A 19,377-nucleotide genomic window follows, 5' to 3' on the forward strand; every position below is an offset into this window, starting at 1 on the left:
GCTGGGAAGGAGGCCAGCACGGATGGGCGCACCATATTCTCTGGACCTTCGAAAGCGGGTTGTCGCCGCGATCAAGGGCGGGATGTCTCGCAATAAGGCGGCCAAGCAGTTTGGGGTCGCGATCAGCACAGCGATCAATTGGGCCAGGCTTGAGAAGGAGACAGGCAGCATCGAACCTGGCCAGATGGGCGGCCATAAGCCCAAGGCGATCTCGGGTGAGCATGCCACGTGGCTGCAACAGCGAATCAGAGCGAGCGACTTCACCTTAAGAGGGCTGGTGGCCGAGCTCGCCGAACGCGGGTTGAAAGTCGACTACCGTTCGGTCTGGGAATTCGTTCATGCCGAGAAGCTCAGCTTCAAAAAAAAGCGTGGAGGCTGGCGAACGCGATCGTCCTGACGTGGCGCGGCGACGAGAGCAATGGAGGAAATATCAAGATCGCATCGACGCCACGCGCCTTGTCTTTATCGACGAAACCTGGACCAGGACAGACATGGCGCCGTTGCGAGGATGGAGCCCGCGTGGCAGCAGGCTGACCGCCAAAGTCCCTCACGGACGGTGGAAAACAATGACCTTTCTGGCGGCACTGCGCCACGACCGCATTGATGCACCATGGTTCATTGAAGGGCCGATCAACGGCGAAAGCTTTCGCACCTATGTAGAGCACGTTCTTTTGCCGACCCTTCATCCGGGCGATATCGTGATCTTGGACAACCTCGGCAGCCACAAAAGCAAAGCCGTCCGCCAATTGATCCGCTCGGTAGGAGCCAGGATCTTCTTCTTGCCCAAATACTCGCCCGACCTGAACCCAATCGAACAGGTCTTTGCCAAGCTCAAGCACCTTCTACGCAAAGCCGCGGCGCGAACCGTCGACACGGTTTGCGCCGCAATTGCTGTTGCCCTCGACGCCTTCTCCGCAGAAGAGTGTGCCAACTACCTCAAAAACTCAGGATATCGAACTTAATCTCATCTCGCTTTAGAAATTCCGACTTCTCTTCTGAGTGCGCTTCGGTTGGATTTGGCGAACCCGCATTTTGGCTCAAGGCGGCTTCCACACGAACGAAAAGTGGACCTATCCGGTTTCTGGTGCGGCGGGGCAGAAGCGGCAAAATCAGAGCGAGCAAACTATTGAAAGCATTGGTGGGCCCGGCAGGACTCGAACCTGCAACCAGACCGTTATGAGCGGCCGGCTCTAACCATTGAGCTACAGGCCCCGCGGCGCGGAGGTGTTTGCGGCTGTGGGGAGGCTGGGCCTGCCCGGTGCGGCGGAAACGACCCTGCGACGGTGCGGGCTCCGTTTACAGCCCCTGTGACGATCGGGCAATGCCACAGCCGGATGGTTTTGTGGGCAGCCGCGCGCCGGTCGGAGCCGCCCGGTGGTTGGGCCCGGCGTCGCATTAATCGACCGACACACCGGCAAATTCCACCACCTTGCGCCATTTCTCGGTCTCGTCGGCGACCAGCTTCCCGAACTCCGCTGGCGTCATGGCGCGCGGAATGCCGCCGGTCTCGGTCAGGCGGGTCACCAGCTTGGGGTCCTTGAGCGCCTCGCCGACCGCCTTGTTGAGGATCTCGACAATCTCTGGCGGTGTGCCCTTGGGCGCGGAGATGCCGTAGAAGCCGACCGATTCGTAACCCGGCACGGTCTCGGCGACCGCCGGGACGTCCGGCACCGTCGGCCAGCGCTGCGGTGAGGTGACGCCGAGCGCGCGCACGCTGCCGCCGCGCGCCTGCTCCAGCGCGGTCGGCAGATTGTCGAAGATCAACTGCACCTTGTTGGAGATGATGTCGGGGAAGGCCAGCGCCGAGCCGCGATAGGGCACGTGCAGCATGTCGCATTTGGTCATCGCCTTGAACAGCTCGGCCGCCATGTGCACCGAGGTGCCGTTGCCCGAGGAGGCAAACGCGATCTTGCCGGGATTGGCCTGGCAATAGGCGATGAATTCCTTGACCGTCTTGGCCGGCAGATCGTTGCTGACCACCAGCATGTTGGTGAGCTGCATGATGCTCGCGACTGGCACGGTGTCGCGGATGAAGTCGTAGGGCAGCTTCTTGTAGAGCGAGGTGCTGATCGCATTGTTCGGCGCCACGAACAGCAGCGTATAGCCGTCCGGCGGCGAGTTGATCATCGCGGCGGCGGCGATGTTGCCCCCGGAGCCGGTGCGGTTCTCGACCACGAACTGCTGGCCGAAGCGGTCCGACAGCCATTGCGCCATGATGCGCGCGACGATGTCGACCGGACCGCCCGGGGCGAAGCCGATCAGCCAGCGTACCGGACGATCGGGGTAAGCGGCCAAAGCGGGCTTGGCGGCCAGTCCCAGCGCAACGATCACACCGAATAATATCGCGCGTGCCAGTCTCATAGTCGCCTCCCGATCTCGCCGTCAGCGGGTCATGTGGGCCGGCCCGACGGCACCGGCCGCCGGGACGTCAGCGCGCCGTCATTTCTTGATCAGCGGGCAGGCCGGATCGGGCGGGCCGAACGCGTCCTCGCCTTTGATGGTCGCAAGGATCTTGTAGTAGTCCCACGGATATTTGCTCTCGTCCGGCGACTTGACCTGCGCCAGCACGAGATCGTGCACCATCAGATTGTCGGCGCGCAGCCGGCCGTTGCGGGCGAAGAAGTCCTCGACCGGGGTCTCGCGCATCTTCGTGGCCACGGCCAGCGGATCGTCGCCGCCGGCAGCCTTGACCGCGTTGAGATAATGCGTGACCGCGGAGTAGACGCCGGCCTGCCACATCGTCGGCATCCGGTTCATCTTGGCGAAATAGCGCCTCGACCATTCGCGCGTCTTGTCGTCCATGTCCCAATAGAACGACGTGGTGAGCAGGAGACCCTGCGCCGCCGGCAGTCCCAGCGAATGAATGTCGGTGATCAGCGCCAGCAGCGCCGCCATCTGCTGGCCGCCCTTGAGCAGGCCGAATTCCGCCGCCGTCTTGATCTCGTTCATGTTGTTCGGGGGACCTGCGGCGATGCCGATGATCTTGGCCTTGGAGGCCTGCGCCTGCAGGATGAAGGAGGACAGGTCGGGCGTCGCGAAGGGCGGACGCACCGCGCCCACGACCTTGCCGCCATTGGCGGTGACGACGCCAGCCGCATCGCGCTCCAGCGAATGGCCGAAGGCATAGTCGTCGGTGATGAAGAACCAGCTGTCGCCGCCGCGCTTGACGACCTCCTTCGCGGTGCCGGTGGCCAGTGCCCTGGTGTCGAACACCCATTGCATGGCGTAAGGCGAGCAGAACTTGCCGTGGAAATCGGCCGCTCCGGTCGATTGGGTGATGAACAGCCGCTTCTTCTCGGTCGCGATGGTCTGCACCGCCAGGCCGACCGCCGAGACCGGCACGTCGACGATGAGATCGACCTGCTCGGTGTCATACCAGCGTCGCGCGATCGCGGCGCCGATGTCGGGCTTAAGCTGATGGTCGCCAACGATGACGCTGATCGGCTTGTCCAGCACCTTGCCGCCGAAATCGTCCACCGCCATCTGCGCCGCGGTGACCGAGCCCTGGCCGGTCGGCGTCGAGGCGGGGCCGTTCATGTCGCTGAGCACGCCGATCTTGACAACATTGTCGGAGATCTCGGCCTGCGCTGCCGTCGTGACCAGCAGCGCCGCGGCCGCCCACGCCGCGCGCTTCAAAGCAGTGAGCTGCATTCGTCCTCCACTGACCGCGTTTCTCGACCGCGGCATGGCGCGGTTGTTGGTCGCGGCTCTGCCGGCCGCTCCGCCTATCTCAAAGCAAACCGGAGCGGCCGTCAATCACGCCGGGACACCAGCCGGTGGAGTGATCCTGTGTGCTGCAGCGCGGCGCAACCGGTTCGCTCGCTCAGTACGGGCGCAACGCCATGCGCGCGATCAGGCCTTGGCGGCCTTATGCTCCTCATGCGCGGCCTCCCATACCTCGCGCGCGGCGTCGGCGTTCATCAGGGCGATGCCGACGCCGACGATGAGATCGGGCCAGACCGAGCGCCACAGAAATGCGGTGACGAGTCCGGCGGCGATAATGGCGATGTTGGCGAAGGCGTCGTTGCGCGCCGACAGAAAGGCCGCCCGTGTGAGGCTGCCTTGATGATCACGAACGCGCGCCAGGATCAGCGCGCAACCGAGATTGACGATGAGCGCACCGAGGCCCGTCAAGGTGAGCGGCAGCGGCGCCGGAACCTCCGGCGCAAACAGCTTTTCGCCCGCGGTCCACAATCCGGCGAGCGCCGGCGCGAGCAGGATCAGCGCCAGCACTTTGCCGAGCTGCGCGCGTCGCGTGGGACTCCAGCGCAGCGCCAGCGCGATCAGGAGATTGACGGAGGCGTCTTCGAGGAAGTCGACGCTGTCTGCAAATAGCGAGACCGAGCCGATCGACAGCGCAACGGCGAACTCGATCCCGAAATAGCCGAGATTGAGCGCGGCGACCGCAAGCACCGCGCGGCGGACGGGGGTCGTCGTATCCATCACGCGTCCTCAATCATCCTGTGCGGCCAGCCGCTCCGCTTCGGCGAGATCCGCGGCGGTGTTGGCGTTGAAGAAGGGATCGAAGGGAAGTACCGGCCAGGACACGCGCGTGACCTGATAGCGCGCCGTGAAGCGGGTGACCTTCCGGATGTCCTCGGCGACCAAAGCGTGGCGGAGGTCCTCGCGCAGGCTGACCGGCCACAGCCCGATCACCGGATGTGTCTGGCCGCCTGATTCGGCCAGCGCCAGCGCGGCGCCCTCTGTTGCGCGCGCGCTGGCAAGCCGAGCCACCAGATCACGCGGCAAAAACGGGCAGTCGGCGGCCGCGCTCAGCATCCACGGCGATTCCGGCATCTGCGCCGCGACCCAGTCGAGGCCGGCCAGGATGCCGGCGAGCGGTCCGGGAAAGCCGGCAACGCCGTCGTGCACGACCGTGAGGCCGTAAGCGGCGAATCGCGCGGGATCGCCATTGGCGTTGAGGATGAGGCGGCTGCATTGCGGTGCCAGCCGCGAGATCACGCGCTGCAGGAGGGTCCGGCCGCCGATCATGCGTATCGGCTTGTCGCCGCCGCCCATGCGGCGGGCGAGGCCGCCGGCGAGCAGCACGCCGGGAATCGATGTCGGTGGGACGGGCTCGGTCATGCCGATCTCGACTATCACGCCTGCGCCGCGAGGTCAGCGTCCGACCCGCCAGCCGGAGCGCGGCCGCCATGCAGGGTACGGAACACGATCCCGCAGCCGCGCGGCATGACATTGCGCTGTCGGCATTATAGAGCTTCGGTCGGTTGGCTCGGCGGTGATCTCGGTGTGCGAGCGAAGCGACGGGGATATGAGGGGTGTGGCGGTGCCGCTGGAATTCTGGAGTGGGCGATGAAGGTGATCGGCCTCGCCGGCTGGAGCGGCGCCGGCAAGACCACGCTGCTGACGCGGACCATTCCGCTGCTGAACGCGCAGGGTGTGCGCGTCTCGGTGGTCAAGCACGCGCATCACAAGTTCGATGTCGACGTGCCCGGCAAGGATTCCTGGCGACATCGCGAGGCGGGCGCCCAGGAGGTCCTGGTCGCCTCGGGCACGCGTTGGGCCCTGATGCACGAGCTGCGCGGCGCCCCCGAGCCGGAGCTCGACGATCTGCTCGCGAAAATGTCGCCGGTCGACCTGGTGGTCGTGGAGGGCTACAGAGGAGGGCCGCATCGCAGGATCGAGGTGCATCGAGCGGCCAACGGCAAGCCGCTGCTGTTCCCGGACGATGCGGGCATCGTGGGAATCGCCGCCGATGTACCGGTCGAGACCGCCTTGCCATGGGTCCATCTCGACGATATCGCGGCGGTCGCGATGCTGCTGTTGCAGTCAGCGAGACCGCCCGCGGCTTCGTCGCATGCGGGGCGATGATGGCGATGAGTCCCGTGCGGTTCCCGATTGCCCGGGAATTTCATTCGAGTGCAACCAGCTGGTCGCAGAGAGCGAGTTTGGAATCGTCCGGTTGCGGTTCCATTGGCAGGTAATGGAACCCGATTGCCCCGCAGGATGCGGGACCAAGGTCTCAGGATGACGATGATCAGGTTGGATTTGACGGGATTGAAATGCCCGCTGCCGGTTCTCAAAACGCGCAAGGCGCTGCAGTCGCTCGCCGCGGGAGAGCGGCTTGAAATCTGCTGTACCGATCCCCTGGCGGTGATCGACATTCCCAACCTGATCCGCGAAACCGGCGATCGGATCGAGCTGCTCGCGCGCAGCGATAGCCATGTTGTGTTCTTGATCGAGAAGGCGGCGGTTCCAGGATGACGTTCGTCGGCACCGGCAGACGCTCGACCACCTACTAAGTAGTCTTCGATTGAGCCAGTAGCGCCGAAGTCAAGTGGGTGGGCTGCTTCCTATCGTCGCATCGACGTCAAGGCGCGCTCATAACAATGCCGTGTTCTCAGTCCAGGCTTGCGCGATTGCCGTGAGGCAAGGGAGGGTTGTCTACCGTTCACTTTTTTCTGAGCAACAGCGCGCGCGGTGAGATCAGCCGACCCGTTGCCGCAGGCTGCGTTAGTTGATGAACGCTCGACGACGCTTGCCGGTCTTGCAAGTAGTCCAAGTTAATTTTGACTGCAGCCGAGAGTGGCGGTGACTTCCGATGCACGTGATTTTGCGTGTCTATTAGCAGCATAGGCGTGCTGCATTGCAGTCATCCACGGCGTTTGACGAACTATTACCATTTTACTATCGACAATTTGCCCGGATTCTGCACCAATTGGGGCGCTTCCGCGGAGGTTGCGGAAGATGAGCCCTGCCCGCTCGGGGGCGGCCTAGGTAGAACCGCGGCGTAATCATGATGAGGGCATAACTCCGTGGGTGGGGTGTTATGCGCTTGGAACCAGTTCTGAACATTTGTGCGTTGCGGAAATGCTCTGATACGTCAATAGCGGGCGGGGTGAGTGAGCGTATTGATTCTGATCAAGGGGACAGAACATGACGTTGTTGCGTTGGGCGGGAGTCCGTAGGGGAGGAATACATGGCGAGTGTTGAAAGCGCGGGAGCGCTGCCGAGCGCACAAGCAGGGATCTTCGATCGTGAGCACACGGTCGCCAAAGCGGGCTTCAACCGCTGGCTGGTTCCGCCGGCTGCGCTATGTATCCATCTCTGCATTGGCATGGCTTACGGATTCTCGGTGTTCTGGCTGCCGCTGTCGCGCGCCATCGGCGTGACCCAGAGCACCGTCTGCACCGACATGACGCTGGTGCAGGAGCTGTTCACCACCAGCTGCGACTGGAAGGTCGCGAGCCTCGGCTGGATGTACACGCTGTTCTTCGTGCTGCTCGGCGGCTCCGCAGCTGTCTGGGGCGGCTGGCTGGAGAGGGCCGGACCGCGCAAGGCCGGCGCCGTGGCGGCGTGCTGCTGGGGCGGCGGTCTGATGATCGCGGCGCTCGGCATCTATGTTCACCAGCTCTGGATGATGTGGCTCGGCGCCGGCGTGATCGGCGGCATCGGCCTCGGCCTCGGCTACATCTCCCCGGTCTCGACCCTGGTGAAATGGTTCCCGGACCGTCGCGGCATGGCGACCGGCATGGCCATCATGGGCTTCGGCGGTGGCGCGATGATCGGTGCTCCGCTGGCCAACCTGCTCATGAACTACTTCAAGACCCCGACCTCGGTCGGCGTCTGGGAGACCTTTGTCACGATGGGCCTGATCTACTTCGTGTTCATGATGATCGGCGCCTTCGCCTATCGCGTCGCCCCGGTCGGCTGGCAGCCTGAGGGCTGGACGCCGCCGGCAGTCAAGAAGGCGATGATCTCCGAGCATCACGTGCACCTCGACAACGCGCACAAGACTCCGCAATTCTGGCTGGTCTGGTGGGTGCTCTGCTTGAACGTCTCGGCGGGTATCGGCGTGATCGGCATGGCCTCGCCGATGCTGCAGGAGATCTTCGCCGGTAAGCTGATCGGCCTGCCTGATGTCAGCTTCAACCAGCTCGACGCTGGCCAGAAGGCCGCGATCGCCGGCATCGCGGCGGGCTTTGCCGGCCTGCTGTCGCTGTTCAACATCGGTGGCCGCTTCTTCTGGGCCTCGCTGTCCGATCACATCGGCCGCAAGGCCACCTATTACTGCTTCTTCCTGATCGGCATTGTGCTCTATGCACTGGCGCCGACCTTCGCAGCGATGGGGTCGAAGCTGCTGTTCGTGGGCGCTTTCGCCATCATCCTCTCGATGTATGGCGGCGGCTTCGCGACGGTGCCGGCCTATCTCGCCGACCTGTTCGGCACCCAGTTCGTGGGTGCCATCCATGGTCGGCTGCTGACGGCCTGGGCCACCGCCGGCATCATCGGTCCGGTGGTCGTCAACTACATCCGCGAGTTCCAGCTCGCCGCCGGCGTGCCGCGGGACCAGCTGTACAACACCACGATGTACATCCTCTGCGCCATGCTGCTGGCAGGCCTGGTCTGCAACTTCCTGATCAAGCCTGTCGATCACAAGTGGAACATGAGCCCGGACGAAGTGGCGCGCTATCAGGCGGAGCTCGCCAAGAACGAGTCGGCGATCCAGCACGGTTCGTTCGGCATCGGCAAGGGCGGCCTCGACCTGAGTGCTGCTCTGTTCTGGGCCTTCGTCGGCGTGCCGCTGGCGTGGGGTGTCTGGAAGACGCTGGAAAGCGCCGTCAAGATCTTCTGAGTGAGATAGGTATCTCAGCCAAGCGGGGCGGCCGGCGAGGCCGCCCCGTTTTTTTTGGCCATGGATCCGCTTCGACCGGACCGGTTGCGCAGCCAATCAAGATTGGCAGGCTGGTACCCCGGGTGCTGTGGCAAGCCACGCGTGCAGTTCCGCCATCGCTTGCGTCACCACGGCCTGGGCGGGCTGGTCTAGCTCGGTCAATGGCAGGCGGACGTGGGGCATAGCCAGACCCTGCAGGCTGAGGGCATATTTCAATGCCGCCGGCAGTTCGCGGCTGGTCGCCTCGCTCAGCTGCAGCAATTGTTGATGCAACCGTCGCGCAGTGCGCCAGCGTCCGCGCTGGCAGCTCTTGAGCAGGGCATTGCAGAGCTGCGGTGCGATATTTGCTGCCAGTGAAAAACAACCATCGGCTCCTGCGGCGGCGTAAGCCACCGCCGTGAGATCATCGCCCAGCAAGCGGAAGCCCAGGGGGAGGCGCGCGCGCAGATGGACGACACGCGCGATATCGCCGGTGCTGTCGCGCAGGCCGATGAATTGCGCCCATCGCGCCAGGCGGATCAGCGTCTCGTCCGGCAGTCCGCGCCCCGTGCGTGCTGGACAATCATGCAGGATGATCGGCAGTGCCGTCGCGTCGCCGACCGCGCGGAAATGCGCATAGATGCCCTCCGCGGTCGGCCGGTTATAATAGGGGACCACCGACATGATTGCGTCGGCGCCCGCGGCGGCGGCCTGCCGCGTGTTCTGCACGGCCTGCAGCGTCGCATTGGATCCGGCACCGGCGATGACGTGGATCCGATTGCAGGCCACGGTCACGGCCGTGCGGATCACGGTCTCGCGCTCGGCTGCAGTGAGCGTGGACGCCTCGCCCGCGGTTTCGCAGACCAGGATGGCGCTGGCGCCGGCCTCGATCTGCCGCTCGCACAATCTGGCGAGGGCTGCGATGTCCAACGCCCCGCTTCGATCGAACGGCGTCGGGATGTCGGCGATCGCGCCGGCGAGCCATCCGCGCGCAGGTTCACGCTGCACATGGGAGGCTGCGGTCATGCGACCGGTCGCCTGCCGTTGCCGAGCAGCAGACCGATCGGCGCGAAGCGTCCGTTGGTGTCGAGCTCGATCGTTCGCGACAGCTCGACGATTGTCTCCGGATGGTTGCCGTTCTCGAACAGCGCATATTTGATCGCCTCGGCGCGGCTGACGAACAGGCCGCCATAAAGTCCGGCCTGCTCCTGCACGACCCATTGGCCGCGGCTGTTGCGGCCGATCAGGACGAGCGCCGCAGCAGACTTGCGGCAAGAGGGAGGTTCGACGAGCTTCATGGCGGTGGTCCTTCCGGTTGATGCCCGCAGCCGTGTGAGATGACGATGGCGGGGCGTTGATCGATGATCGGGGTGCAGGGATAGGAATGCGAGACGGCGGGGCGCGCGACGTCATAGCCGCGGCGTAAACGGCTTCAGGATCCCGCGACTTGGTTGAACGCCATCACGGCGCAATAGAGCGCGAGGTACCCGATCATCTCGTCCCAATGATTGAGGCCAGCGGAGAAGACGCGCTCGCGGCGCAGGACAGCGAGCACGGCGCAGAGAATGACGGTCATCCACAGCAGCGCTGCCAGGCTGCGGCCGAAGCCGATGTTGCCGAATGTCGCGAACAGCGTGAGGATCGCCGTTCGCAGGCCGAAGCGAAGCAGCGCCCTGGCAGGGGACAGCGCGACTGACTTGTCAGCCGAGAGCATCATAGCTGCGCCCGCGCGATCTCAGAAATGATCACAGCAGACCAGGTTCGTGAGCGAGGGCTCGGCCGAACGCTGACCCTGCGTGGGTCCCTGGCCCGGCGCCAGACGACGCGTCTCGGCCGCGGCGTGGAGAATGGCGAGTGCGAGATCGGCGTGCCTGGCCTCGGCGCAATGGTCGAGCCAGTCGGGCAGCTCGCGCCGCTGCGACAGCGCGCAGTGCCATTCGCCGTCGTCATAGACGAGCCGGCGCAGGTGCCATCGCGGCAATTGCAGCGCGATCAGCTCGATCGCGGCATCGATCCGCGCCTCGGCCCGCATCAGACGGTCGATGCGGGCCCGGCGTCGCCCGCGCAAGGACAGCGAGGAGGCGCCGTCATCGTCGCCGAGAAGCTCCGTCAGCAGCTTCTCCGCCTCCTGCGCGACGTGCGGCGGTGCGGGAACATCCAGGGGGGTCAGGACCGGCATGCTGTTGCTCCATGGTCAGTGGATTGCGGCGCGAGATCGGCCGCACGGAGCATCTGGCGGCAGACGCCGTAGGAATGCGAGAGGGGGCGGGCAGGGCAGAAATAGGCGCCGCATAAACGCGCCTCGGCCCGGCGAACAATTCCTATGCGCCGGCCGCTGCCGCCGCACGCTTTTGGCCGGGCTGCGCCGCGGTCTTTATGGGATTCCTATAATGTTGCAGCTGGCGCTGTCTCGAAAACCTATGGATCCGGGTGCCATCTGGCCGGGTGGGACGGACCGTGTCGGCCCCGGCGCTGCTCTGTCCGCTCCACGCGCTGCGCGCATCCGACGCGCATGAGGAGCAAACCATGCTGGACATCCTGATGCTGGCGCTGGCCGCCGGCTTCTTCGCTTTGGCGATCGGCTACACCTATGCCTGCGAGCGGCTCTAGGAGACGCACCATGATCTTCGACTATTCGCTCGCCGGCGCCGTGTCGCTCGGCCTTCTGATCTATCTCACCTACGCGCTGCTGCGGCCCGAGCGGTTCTGACCGCCGTCCGTCGCACCTTCAAGGACAATTCCCATGACCGTGATCGGCTGGATCCAGATCCTGCTTTATTGCGCCGTCGTCGTCGCGCTCGCCAAGCCGCTCGGCTGGTACATGACGCGCGTCTTCAATGGCGAGCGCACCTTTCTCTCGCCAGTGTTGCGGCCGCTCGAAACCTCGATCTACTGGATCGGCGGTGTCGATGAGCGGCGTGAGCAGCATTGGCTGACCTATACGGTGGCGATGCTGCTGTTCCATGTCGGCGGCTTCCTCGTCATCTACGCCGTGATGCGGCTGCAGGCCGTGCTGCCGTTTAATCCGGCCGGCCAATCCGCCGTCGCGGAGGACCTGTCGTTCAACACAGCGATCAGCTTCCTGACCAACACCAACTGGCAGAACTACGGCGGCGAGAGCACGCTCTCCTATCTCGTGCAGATGCTCGGCCTGACGCACCAGAACTTCCTGTCGGCCGCGACCGGCATCGTGCTGGCGATCGCGCTGATCCGCGGCTTCGCCCGCGCGTCGGCGCGCACCGTCGGCAATTTCTGGGTCGATGTGGTCAGGTGCACGCTCTACATCCTGCTGCCGCTGTGCATCGTCTATACGCTGGTCCTGGTTTGGCAGGGCATCCCGCAGACGCTCGGGCCCTATGTCGAGGCGACGACGCTCGAAGGCGCCAAGCAGACCATCGCGGTCGGCCCGGTCGCCTCGCAGGTCGCGATCAAGATGCTCGGTACCAATGGCGGCGGCTTCTTCAACGCCAATGCCGCGCATCCGTTCGAGAACCCGACCGCGCTGTCGAACTTCATCCAGATGATCTCGATCTTCGCGCTCGGCGCTGCACTGACCAACGTGTTCGGTCGCATGGTCGGCAATCAGCGCCAGGGCTGGGCGATCCTCGCGGTGATGGGCGTGCTGTTCATCGCCGGCGTCGCCGTCACCTATTGGGCGGAAGCGAGCGGCACCGATGTGCTGAACGCGCTCGGCCTGACCGGCGGCAACATGGAGGGCAAGGAGGTCCGCTTCGGCATCGTCGCGTCCGCACTGTTCGCCGTGATCACCACGGCCGCGTCCTGCGGCGCCGTCAATGCCATGCATGACAGCTTCACTGCGCTCGGCGGCATGATCCCGCTGATCAACATGCAGCTCGGCGAGATCATCATCGGCGGCGTCGGCGCCGGCCTCTACGGCATGCTGCTGTTCGTCGTGCTCGCGATCTTCGTCGCCGGGCTGATGGTCGGGCGCACGCCGGAATATGTCGGCAAGAAGATCGAGGCCCGCGAGGTCAAGATGGCGATGCTGGCGATCCTGGTGCTGCCTCTGATGTATCTCGGCTGGACCGCGGTCGCCGTCGTGCTGCCGTCGGCCGTCGCCTCGATGGCCAATGCCGGCCCGCATGGCTTCACCGAGGTGCTCTACGCCTTCACCTCGGCGACCGCCAACAACGGCTCGGCGTTCGGCGGCCTCACCGGGAACACCTTCTTCTACAACCTGACGCTCGCCAGCTCGATGTTCGTCGGCCGCTTCTTCATGATCATCCCGGCGATGGCGATCGCCGGCTCGCTCGCCGAGAAGAAGTCGATCCCGCCCTCGGCCGGCACCCTGCCGACCACCGGCGGACTGTTCGTCGGCCTCGTCGTCGGCGTCATCCTGATCATCGGCGGCCTCACCTTCTTCCCCGCACTCGCCTTGGGTCCGATCGTCGAGCATCTCGCGATGACCGCCGGCACCGTGTTCTGATCTCGGAGCAATCTCCATGGAAACCGTCAAACTGCAGAAGCGCTCGTCGATGTCGACGATGCTCGATGCGAAGATCGTGCTGCCTGCCATCAAGGCCGCTTTCGTCAAGCTCGATCCGCGGCTGATGATCAAGAACCCCGTGATGTTCGTGGTCGAAATCGTCGCCGCGCTCACCACCATCATCTTTCTGCGGGATGTGGTGACCGGCGGCGCGAATCTCGGCTTCACCTTCCAGATCATTCTCTGGCTGTGGTTCACCGTGCTGTTCGCCAATTTCGCCGAGGCTGTCGCCGAAGGCCGCGGCAAGGCGCAGGCGGATTCGCTGCGCAAGACCCGCACCGAGAGCCAGGCCAAGCTGCTGACCGGCACGAGCCCTGCGGATCACACCTACCGGCTCGTTGCGGGCACCAGCCTGAAGGTCGGCGACATCGTGTTGGTCGAGGCCGGCGACACGATCCCCTCCGACGGCGAGGTGATCGAAGGCGTCGCCTCGGTCAATGAGGCGGCCATCACCGGCGAGTCCGCGCCGGTGATCCGCGAATCCGGCGGCGACCGCTCGGCGGTGACCGGCGGCACCCAGGTGCTGTCGGACTGGATCCGCGTGCGCATCACTGCCGCGCAAGGCTCGACCTTCATCGACCGCATGATCAAGCTGGTCGAGGGTGCCGAGCGGCAGAAGACGCCGAACGAGATCGCGCTGAACATCCTGCTCGCCGGCCTCACCATCATCTTCGTGTTCGCGACGGTGACGATCCCGAGCTACGCGGCCTATGCCGGCGGCTCGATCTCGGTGGTGGTGCTGGTGGCGCTGTTCGTGACCCTGATCCCGACCACGATCGGCGCGCTGCTCTCGGCGATCGGCATCGCCGGCATGGACCGCCTGGTGCGCTTCAACGTGCTGGCGATGTCCGGCCGCGCCGTTGAGGCCGCCGGTGACGTCGACACCCTGCTGCTCGATAAGACCGGCACCATCACGCTCGGCAACCGCCAGGCCACCGCATTCCGGCCGGTCCGCGGCGTCAGCGAGCAGGAGCTTGCCGATGCGGCGCAGCTCGCCTCGCTCGCCGACGAGACGCCGGAGGGCCGTTCGATCGTGGTGCTGGCCAAGGAGAAATACGGCATCCGCGGCCGCGACATGGCCGAGCTCGGCGCCACCTTCGTGCCGTTCACGGCGCAGACCCGCATGAGCGGCGTCGATGCCGGCGGCTCGTCGGTGCGCAAGGGCGCAGTCGACGCGATCCTGGCCTACATCAGCGGCGGCACGACGCAGGTCGCGTCCGGCAACACGATGCGCGCGATCCAGCCCATGGAAAGCGAGCTCGCCCGCGAGACCAGAGCGATCGCCGACGAGATCGCCAAGTCCGGCGGCACGCCGCTGGCCGTGGCCAGGGATGGCCGCCTGCTCGGCGTCATCCAGCTCAAGGACATAGTCAAGGGCGGCATCCGCGAGCGCTTCGCCGAATTGCGCCGCATGGGCATACGCACCATCATGATCACTGGCGACAATCCGATGACCGCGGCGGCGATCGCGGCCGAAGCCGGCGTCGACGACTTCCTGGCGCAGGCGACCCCCGAGGACAAGCTCCGGCTGATCCGCGACGAGCAGGCCAAGGGCAAGCTGGTGGCGATGTGCGGCGACGGCACCAACGACGCGCCGGCGCTAGCGCAGGCCGATGTCGGCGTCGCCATGAACACCGGCACGCAGGCCGCCCGCGAGGCCGGCAACATGGTCGACCTCGACTCCAACCCGACCAAGCTGATCGAGGTGGTCGAGATCGGCAAGCAGCTGTTGATGACGCGCGGCGCGCTGACGACGTTCTCGATCGCCAACGACGTCGCCAAGTACTTCGCGATCATCCCGGCGATGTTCCTGGCGTTCTACCCGCAGCTTAACGTGCTGAACGTCATGAATCTCGCCAGCCCCCAGAGCGCGATCCTGTCGGCGATCATCTTCAACGCGCTGATCATCATCGCGCTGATCCCGCTGGCGCTGAAGGGCGTCGCCTACCGCGCCATCGGCGCCGGCGCGCTGCTCGGCCGCAACCTGCTGATCTACGGCCTCGGCGGCATCATCATCCCGTTCATCGGCATCAAGGCGATCGACCTGATCGTGACCGCCTTGCACCTGGCTTGACACCCCAACTGCCGTCATTGCGAGCGAAGCGAAGCAATCCAGAGTCCCGCACGCAGCCTGGATTGCTTCGTCGCTTCGCTCCTCGCAATGACGGAAGAGATACAGGAGACCTCCCATGCTCAAAGAAATCCGTCCCGCCATTCTCGTCATGCTTGCGCTGACCTTGATCACCGGGCTGCTCTATCCGCTCGCCATGACCGTCGTCGCGGGCACCATCTTTCCGGCTCAGGCCGAAGGCAGCCTGATCACGCGCAATGGCCAGGTGATCGGCTCGGCGCTGATCGGCCAGGAATTCAAGGACGATAAATATTTCCACGGCCGGCTGTCGGCGACGACGGCGGCCGACCCCAACGACTCGACCAAGACAGTGCCGGCCCCCTACAACGCGGCCAACTCGTCGGGCTCGAACCTTGGACCGACCAGCAAGGCGCTAGCCGACCGCCTGAAGGAGGACGTCGACAAGCTCAAGGCGGAGAACCCGGCGCAGCCGGTGCCGGTCGACTTGGTGACGACCTCGGCCAGCGGGCTCGATCCGGACATCTCGCCGGAGGCGGCGCTGTTCCAGGTGCCGCGGGTGGCCAAGGCCCGCGGTGTGCCGGAGGCCAGCATCCGGACCCTGGTCGCGCAGCAGGTCAAGGGGCGGCTGCTGGGGCTGCTTGGCGAACCCCGCGTTAACGTGCTTGCGCTCAATCTGGCGCTGGATGCTGCCAAGCTGCAATGAGGTCCGCGTGGGCCTCGGCCTTGGCGCCGAGGTCTCTCCGCTTATAATGCCGCATGGCCAGTCAACGCCGCGATCCTGACCAACGTCCCTCGCCGGAAGCCCTGCTCGAAGCAGCCCGGCGGGAGGACAGTCCTGCCGGCAAGCTCAAGATTTTCGTCGGCGCCGCCCCCGGCGTCGGCAAGACCTATGAGATGCTGTCGAGCGCGCATGCCAAGCTGAAGGCCGGCATCGACGTCGTCATCGGCTTTGTCGAGACGCATGGCCGCGCCGAGACCGAGGCGCTGGTGCGTGGCCTCGAAGTGATACCGCGCAAGCGCATCGTCTACAGGGACCAGGTCATCGAGGAGATGGACCTGGACGCCGTGATAGCGCGGCGGCCGAAGCTCGCCATCGTCGACGAGCTGGCCCACACCAACGCGGCCGGCAGCCGGCATCCGAAGCGCTATCTCGATGTCGAGGAACTGCTGTCGCACGGCATCGACGTCTACACCGCCGTCAACGTCCAGCACATCGAGAGCCTCAACGACGTCGTCGCGCAGATCACCCATGTGCGGGTGCGTGAGACCGTGCCGGATTCGATCCTGGACCGTGCCGATGCGATCGAGTTGATCGATCTCACGCCCGACGATCTGATCCAGCGGCTGAAGGAGGGCAAGGTCTATGTGCCCAAACAGGCCGAGCGCGCGCTGGAACATTATTTCTCGCCCGGCAATCTGACCGCGTTGCGCGAGCTGGCGCTGCGCCGCACCGCCGAGCGGGTCGACGAGCAGCTGCTCACCCATATGCAGGCGAACGCCATCGCCGGACCATGGGCGGCGGGCGAGCGGATCCTCGTCTGCGTTTCCGAGGATCCGCGTGCCGCCGGCCTGGTCCGCTACACCAAGCGGCTTGCCGATCGCGTCCATGCGCCGTGGACCGCGGTCACGATCGAGACGCGTCGCAACCTCCAGCTCTCGGACAAGGAGCGCGATCGCCTCGCCGACACGCTGCGGCTGGCCGAGACGCTGGGCGGCGAGGCGCTGACGATCCCCGGCGTCGGACGCCGCATTGCCGACGATCTCATCGGCTTCGCGCAGGCCAACAACGTCACCCAGATCGTCATCGGCAAGTCCCAGCGCTCTCGCCTGTTCGAGATCATCAGGGGATCGGTGGTGCATGATCTGGTGCGGCGTGCCGGCAACATCAGTATTCACGTCATTCCCGGCGAGGAGTCGACCGAGCCCGCGAGCCCGTCCGTCCAGATGCGCGCCCGCAGCGAGCCGATGCGGCCAAAGCCCTATGTGATGGCGTTGCTGATCACGGCAGCTGGCCTCGGCCTCGCCGAGCTGATCCAGCCGTTCTTCGGCATCGAGAATGTCGACCTCGTCTTCCTGACCGCGGTGGTCGGCGTCGCCGCGCGCTACGGCCTGTGGCCGTCGCTGCTGGCGAGCGTCGTCGCCTCGCTGTGCTATAATTTCTTCTTTCTGCCGCCGCTCTATACGTTCACGATCACCGATCCGACCAACGTGGCGGCGTTCTTCTTCTTCATGTTGATCGCGCTCCTGGTGTCCAACGTCGCAGCCCGGGTGCGCGTGCAGGCTGACACGGCGACCCAGCGCATCCGCACCACCGAACAGCTCTACGCGTTCAGCCGCAAGCTGGCAGGCACGGCGACGCTCGACGACGTGTTGTGGGCGACTGCCTATCAGGCGGCTTTGATGCTGAAGGTCCGGGTCGTGCTGCTGCTGCCGCAGAACGGCAAGCTCACCGTGATGGCCGGCTATCCGCCTGAGGATCAGCTCGACGACGCCGACCTCGCCGCGGCCAGCTGGGCCTGGAGCAACGACCGCGTCGCCGGCCGCGGTTCGGACACGCTGCCCGGCGCCAAGCGCCTGTTTCTGCCGATGCGCACCGGGCGCGGTTCGATCGGCGTCATCGGCATCGATGACGACCGCACCGGCCCGCTGCTGACGCCCGATCAGCGTCGGCTGCTCGACGCGCTGGTCGACCAGGGCGCACTCGCGATCGAGCGCGTGCTGCTGGTCGAGGACATGGACAAGGTCAAGCGCACGATGGAGCAGGACCGGCTGCGCTCGGCGCTGCTGACGTCGATCTCCCATGATCTGAAGACGCCGCTCGCCTCCGTGCTCGGCGCCGCCTCGACGATGCGCGATCTCGCGACACGGCTGACGGACCGGGAGAAGCTCGATCTGCTCGCGACCGTGATCGATGAATCCGAGCGGCTCAACCGCTTCATCGCCAATCTGCTCGACATGACCAAGCTCGAATCCGGCGCGATCAAGCCGAACACCGCGCTGCACGATCTCAGCGAAATCGCCGGCAGCGCGCTGCGGCGCGCGAGCAAGATCCTTGCCGGCCACCAGGTGTCGCTCGAGCTGGCCGCAGATCTGCCGATGGTCGAGGTCGATGCCGTGCTGTTCGAGCAGGTCCTGTTCAATCTGCTCGACAATGCCGCCAAATATGCGCCTGCCGACACGTCGATTGCGATCCGCGCGGCGCGCGATGCCAACTGGGTCGTGCTGGACGTCCGTGACGAAGGCGACGGCATTCCGGCCGCCGAGATCGAGCATGTGTTCGACAAGTTCTACCGGGTGCAGAAGGGCGACCAGGTGCGCCCCGGGACCGGACTCGGGCTTGCGATCTCGCGTGGCTTCATCGAAGCGATGCATGGCCGCATCTTCGCCGGCAACCGCACCGATCGGCGCGGCGCCATCCTCACCATCCGCCTGCCGGTGCCGGCGCAGGCCAAACCGCTGGATACCGCCGCATGACAGGCGCTCCGATCAAGGTGCTGGCCATCGACGACGAGCCGCCGATCCGCAAGCTCTTGCGGATGGGACTGGCGACGCAGGGCTACGAGATCCTGGAGGCGCCGAGCGGCAAGGTGGCGCTCGAAAAGCTCGCCGAGGGGCCGGCTTTGATCATCCTCGATCTCGGCCTGCCCGACATTGACGGCCACGAACTCCTGCGCATCATCCGGTCGTGCAACGACAGCATTCCGATCGTGGTGCTGTCGAGCCGCGGCGACGAGGCCGGCAAGGTGAAGGCGCTGGATCTCGGCGCCGACGACTACATCACCAAGCCGTTCGGCATGGAGGAGCTGCTGGCGCGGCTGCGCGCGGCGTTGCGGCATCAATTGCAGGTGCAGGGCGAGCGCCCGGCGTTTCGCACGGGTGATCTCTCGGTCGATCTCGTGCGCCGCATCGTCAAGGTCGGCGGGCGCGAGATCAAGCTGTCGCCGAAAGAATACGATCTGCTGCGCGTGCTGGTGCAGCACGCCGGCAAGGTGCTGACGCATCGTTTCCTGCTGAAGGAATTGTGGGACGAGCTCACCGATGCGCAATATCTGCGCGTCTACGTCCGTCAGCTTCGGCAGAAGATCGAGGCCGACCCCGAGCGGCCGCACTTCGTGCTGACCGAGACCGGCATCGGCTATCGCCTGCGCGCGCCGGATTAGCAAC

19 protein-coding genes and 1 tRNA gene are annotated in these 19,377 nt (G+C 65.3%); 11 read left to right on the forward strand and 9 right to left on the reverse strand.

What is annotated here, in order from left to right; all coding sequences use genetic code 11:
• Window positions 1–22: 22 nt before the first annotated feature.
• A protein-coding gene (locus tag ACVIJ6_RS19130) for an IS630 family transposase (protein WP_456771600.1) occupies window positions 23–962 on the forward strand; the annotation gives its coding sequence in 2 pieces (ribosomal slippage) (window positions 23–358 and window positions 360–962; 939 coding nt in all).
• Between the two features lie 174 nt (window positions 963–1,136).
• Here ACVIJ6_RS19130 and ACVIJ6_RS19135 read toward each other — a convergent pair.
• The 5 genes from ACVIJ6_RS19135 to mobA all read right to left on the reverse strand — a co-directional run bounded on the left by ACVIJ6_RS19135 (window position 1,137) and on the right by mobA (window position 5,085).
• Window positions 1,137–1,212 (reverse strand) — tRNA-Ile (locus tag ACVIJ6_RS19135).
• Between the two features lie 183 nt (window positions 1,213–1,395).
• Window positions 1,396–2,361, reverse strand: a complete 966-nt coding sequence (locus tag ACVIJ6_RS19140; protein WP_456773951.1) for a Bug family tripartite tricarboxylate transporter substrate binding protein — start codon at window positions 2,359–2,361, stop codon at window positions 1,396–1,398.
• Window positions 2,362–2,439: 78 nt separating this feature from the next.
• Window positions 2,440–3,651 (reverse strand): ABC transporter substrate-binding protein, encoded by a 1,212-nt coding sequence (locus ACVIJ6_RS19145; protein ID WP_456773952.1) that lies wholly within the window; start codon window positions 3,649–3,651, stop codon window positions 2,440–2,442.
• 201 nt (window positions 3,652–3,852) lie between these two features.
• Window positions 3,853–4,443, reverse strand: a complete 591-nt coding sequence (locus tag ACVIJ6_RS19150) for a cation transporter (RefSeq protein WP_456773953.1) — start codon at window positions 4,441–4,443, stop codon at window positions 3,853–3,855.
• 9 nt (window positions 4,444–4,452) lie between these two features.
• Complete coding sequence (mobA, locus tag ACVIJ6_RS19155; protein ID WP_456773954.1) at window positions 4,453–5,085, reverse strand: molybdenum cofactor guanylyltransferase MobA; 633 nt, start codon at window positions 5,083–5,085, stop codon at window positions 4,453–4,455.
• Between the two features lie 228 nt (window positions 5,086–5,313).
• On the opposite strand from mobA, the gene mobB reads away from it, so the two are divergent.
• From mobB to ACVIJ6_RS19170, 3 genes are all read left to right on the forward strand, one after another.
• Entirely contained in the window at window positions 5,314–5,832 is a 519-nt protein-coding gene (gene mobB / locus ACVIJ6_RS19160) for a molybdopterin-guanine dinucleotide biosynthesis protein B (protein ID WP_456773955.1), read from the forward strand.
• A gap of 156 nt (window positions 5,833–5,988) precedes the next feature.
• Window positions 5,989–6,225 carry a sulfurtransferase TusA family protein gene (locus ACVIJ6_RS19165; protein WP_456773956.1) on the forward strand — a complete coding sequence of 79 codons (237 nt, stop codon included), beginning with the start codon at window positions 5,989–5,991 and terminating at the stop codon, window positions 6,223–6,225.
• A gap of 715 nt (window positions 6,226–6,940) precedes the next feature.
• A complete protein-coding gene (locus ACVIJ6_RS19170) occupies window positions 6,941–8,596 on the forward strand; it encodes an OFA family MFS transporter (RefSeq protein WP_456773957.1) in 1,656 nt (551 codons plus the stop codon).
• A gap of 96 nt (window positions 8,597–8,692) precedes the next feature.
• Here ACVIJ6_RS19170 and dapA read toward each other — a convergent pair whose 3' ends face one another.
• From dapA to ACVIJ6_RS19190, 4 genes are all read right to left on the reverse strand, one after another.
• Window positions 8,693–9,640, reverse strand: coding sequence for a 4-hydroxy-tetrahydrodipicolinate synthase (gene dapA / locus ACVIJ6_RS19175; RefSeq protein WP_456773958.1), 948 nt, complete (start codon window positions 9,638–9,640; stop codon window positions 8,693–8,695).
• Window positions 9,637–9,912: a hypothetical protein gene (locus ACVIJ6_RS19180; protein WP_456773959.1), complete on the reverse strand. Its 276-nt coding sequence runs from the start codon at window positions 9,910–9,912 to the stop codon at window positions 9,637–9,639. The genes dapA and ACVIJ6_RS19180 overlap by 4 nt, the downstream gene beginning before the upstream one ends.
• Before the next feature lie 134 nt (window positions 9,913–10,046).
• Window positions 10,047–10,331 (reverse strand): hypothetical protein, encoded by a 285-nt coding sequence (locus tag ACVIJ6_RS19185; RefSeq protein WP_456773960.1) that lies wholly within the window; start codon window positions 10,329–10,331, stop codon window positions 10,047–10,049.
• An 18-nt stretch (window positions 10,332–10,349) separates the two neighbouring features.
• Window positions 10,350–10,793, reverse strand: a complete 444-nt coding sequence (locus ACVIJ6_RS19190) for a hypothetical protein (protein WP_456773961.1) — start codon at window positions 10,791–10,793, stop codon at window positions 10,350–10,352.
• Window positions 10,794–11,071: 278 nt separating this feature from the next.
• Here ACVIJ6_RS19190 and ACVIJ6_RS19195 point away from each other — a divergent pair, with 278 nt between their 5' ends.
• The 7 genes from ACVIJ6_RS19195 to ACVIJ6_RS19225 all read left to right on the forward strand — a co-directional run bounded on the left by ACVIJ6_RS19195 (window position 11,072) and on the right by ACVIJ6_RS19225 (window position 19,373).
• On the forward strand, window positions 11,072–11,224 hold the full coding sequence (locus tag ACVIJ6_RS19195; RefSeq protein WP_168167925.1) for a hypothetical protein: 153 nt from the start codon (window positions 11,072–11,074) through the stop codon (window positions 11,222–11,224).
• Between the two features lie 10 nt (window positions 11,225–11,234).
• Window positions 11,235–11,324 (forward strand): K(+)-transporting ATPase subunit F, encoded by a 90-nt coding sequence (locus ACVIJ6_RS19200; protein WP_042340291.1) that lies wholly within the window; start codon window positions 11,235–11,237, stop codon window positions 11,322–11,324.
• A 33-nt stretch (window positions 11,325–11,357) separates the two neighbouring features.
• Window positions 11,358–13,061 carry a potassium-transporting ATPase subunit KdpA gene (gene kdpA / locus ACVIJ6_RS19205; protein ID WP_172237588.1) on the forward strand — a complete coding sequence of 568 codons (1,704 nt, stop codon included), beginning with the start codon at window positions 11,358–11,360 and terminating at the stop codon, window positions 13,059–13,061.
• Window positions 13,062–13,077: 16 nt separating this feature from the next.
• Entirely contained in the window at window positions 13,078–15,195 is a 2,118-nt protein-coding gene (kdpB, locus tag ACVIJ6_RS19210; RefSeq protein WP_456773962.1) for a potassium-transporting ATPase subunit KdpB, read from the forward strand.
• Window positions 15,196–15,310: 115 nt separating this feature from the next.
• On the forward strand, window positions 15,311–15,916 hold the full coding sequence (locus ACVIJ6_RS19215) for a K(+)-transporting ATPase subunit C (RefSeq protein WP_456773963.1): 606 nt from the start codon (window positions 15,311–15,313) through the stop codon (window positions 15,914–15,916).
• A 53-nt stretch (window positions 15,917–15,969) separates the two neighbouring features.
• Window positions 15,970–18,687, forward strand: a complete 2,718-nt coding sequence (locus ACVIJ6_RS19220) for a DUF4118 domain-containing protein (protein ID WP_456773964.1) — start codon at window positions 15,970–15,972, stop codon at window positions 18,685–18,687.
• Complete coding sequence (locus ACVIJ6_RS19225) at window positions 18,684–19,373, forward strand: response regulator (protein WP_456773965.1); 690 nt, start codon at window positions 18,684–18,686, stop codon at window positions 19,371–19,373. The genes ACVIJ6_RS19220 and ACVIJ6_RS19225 overlap by 4 nt, the downstream gene beginning before the upstream one ends.
• Window positions 19,374–19,377 lie beyond the last annotated feature (4 nt).

Source organism: Bradyrhizobium sp. USDA 4369, from assembly GCF_054056435.1.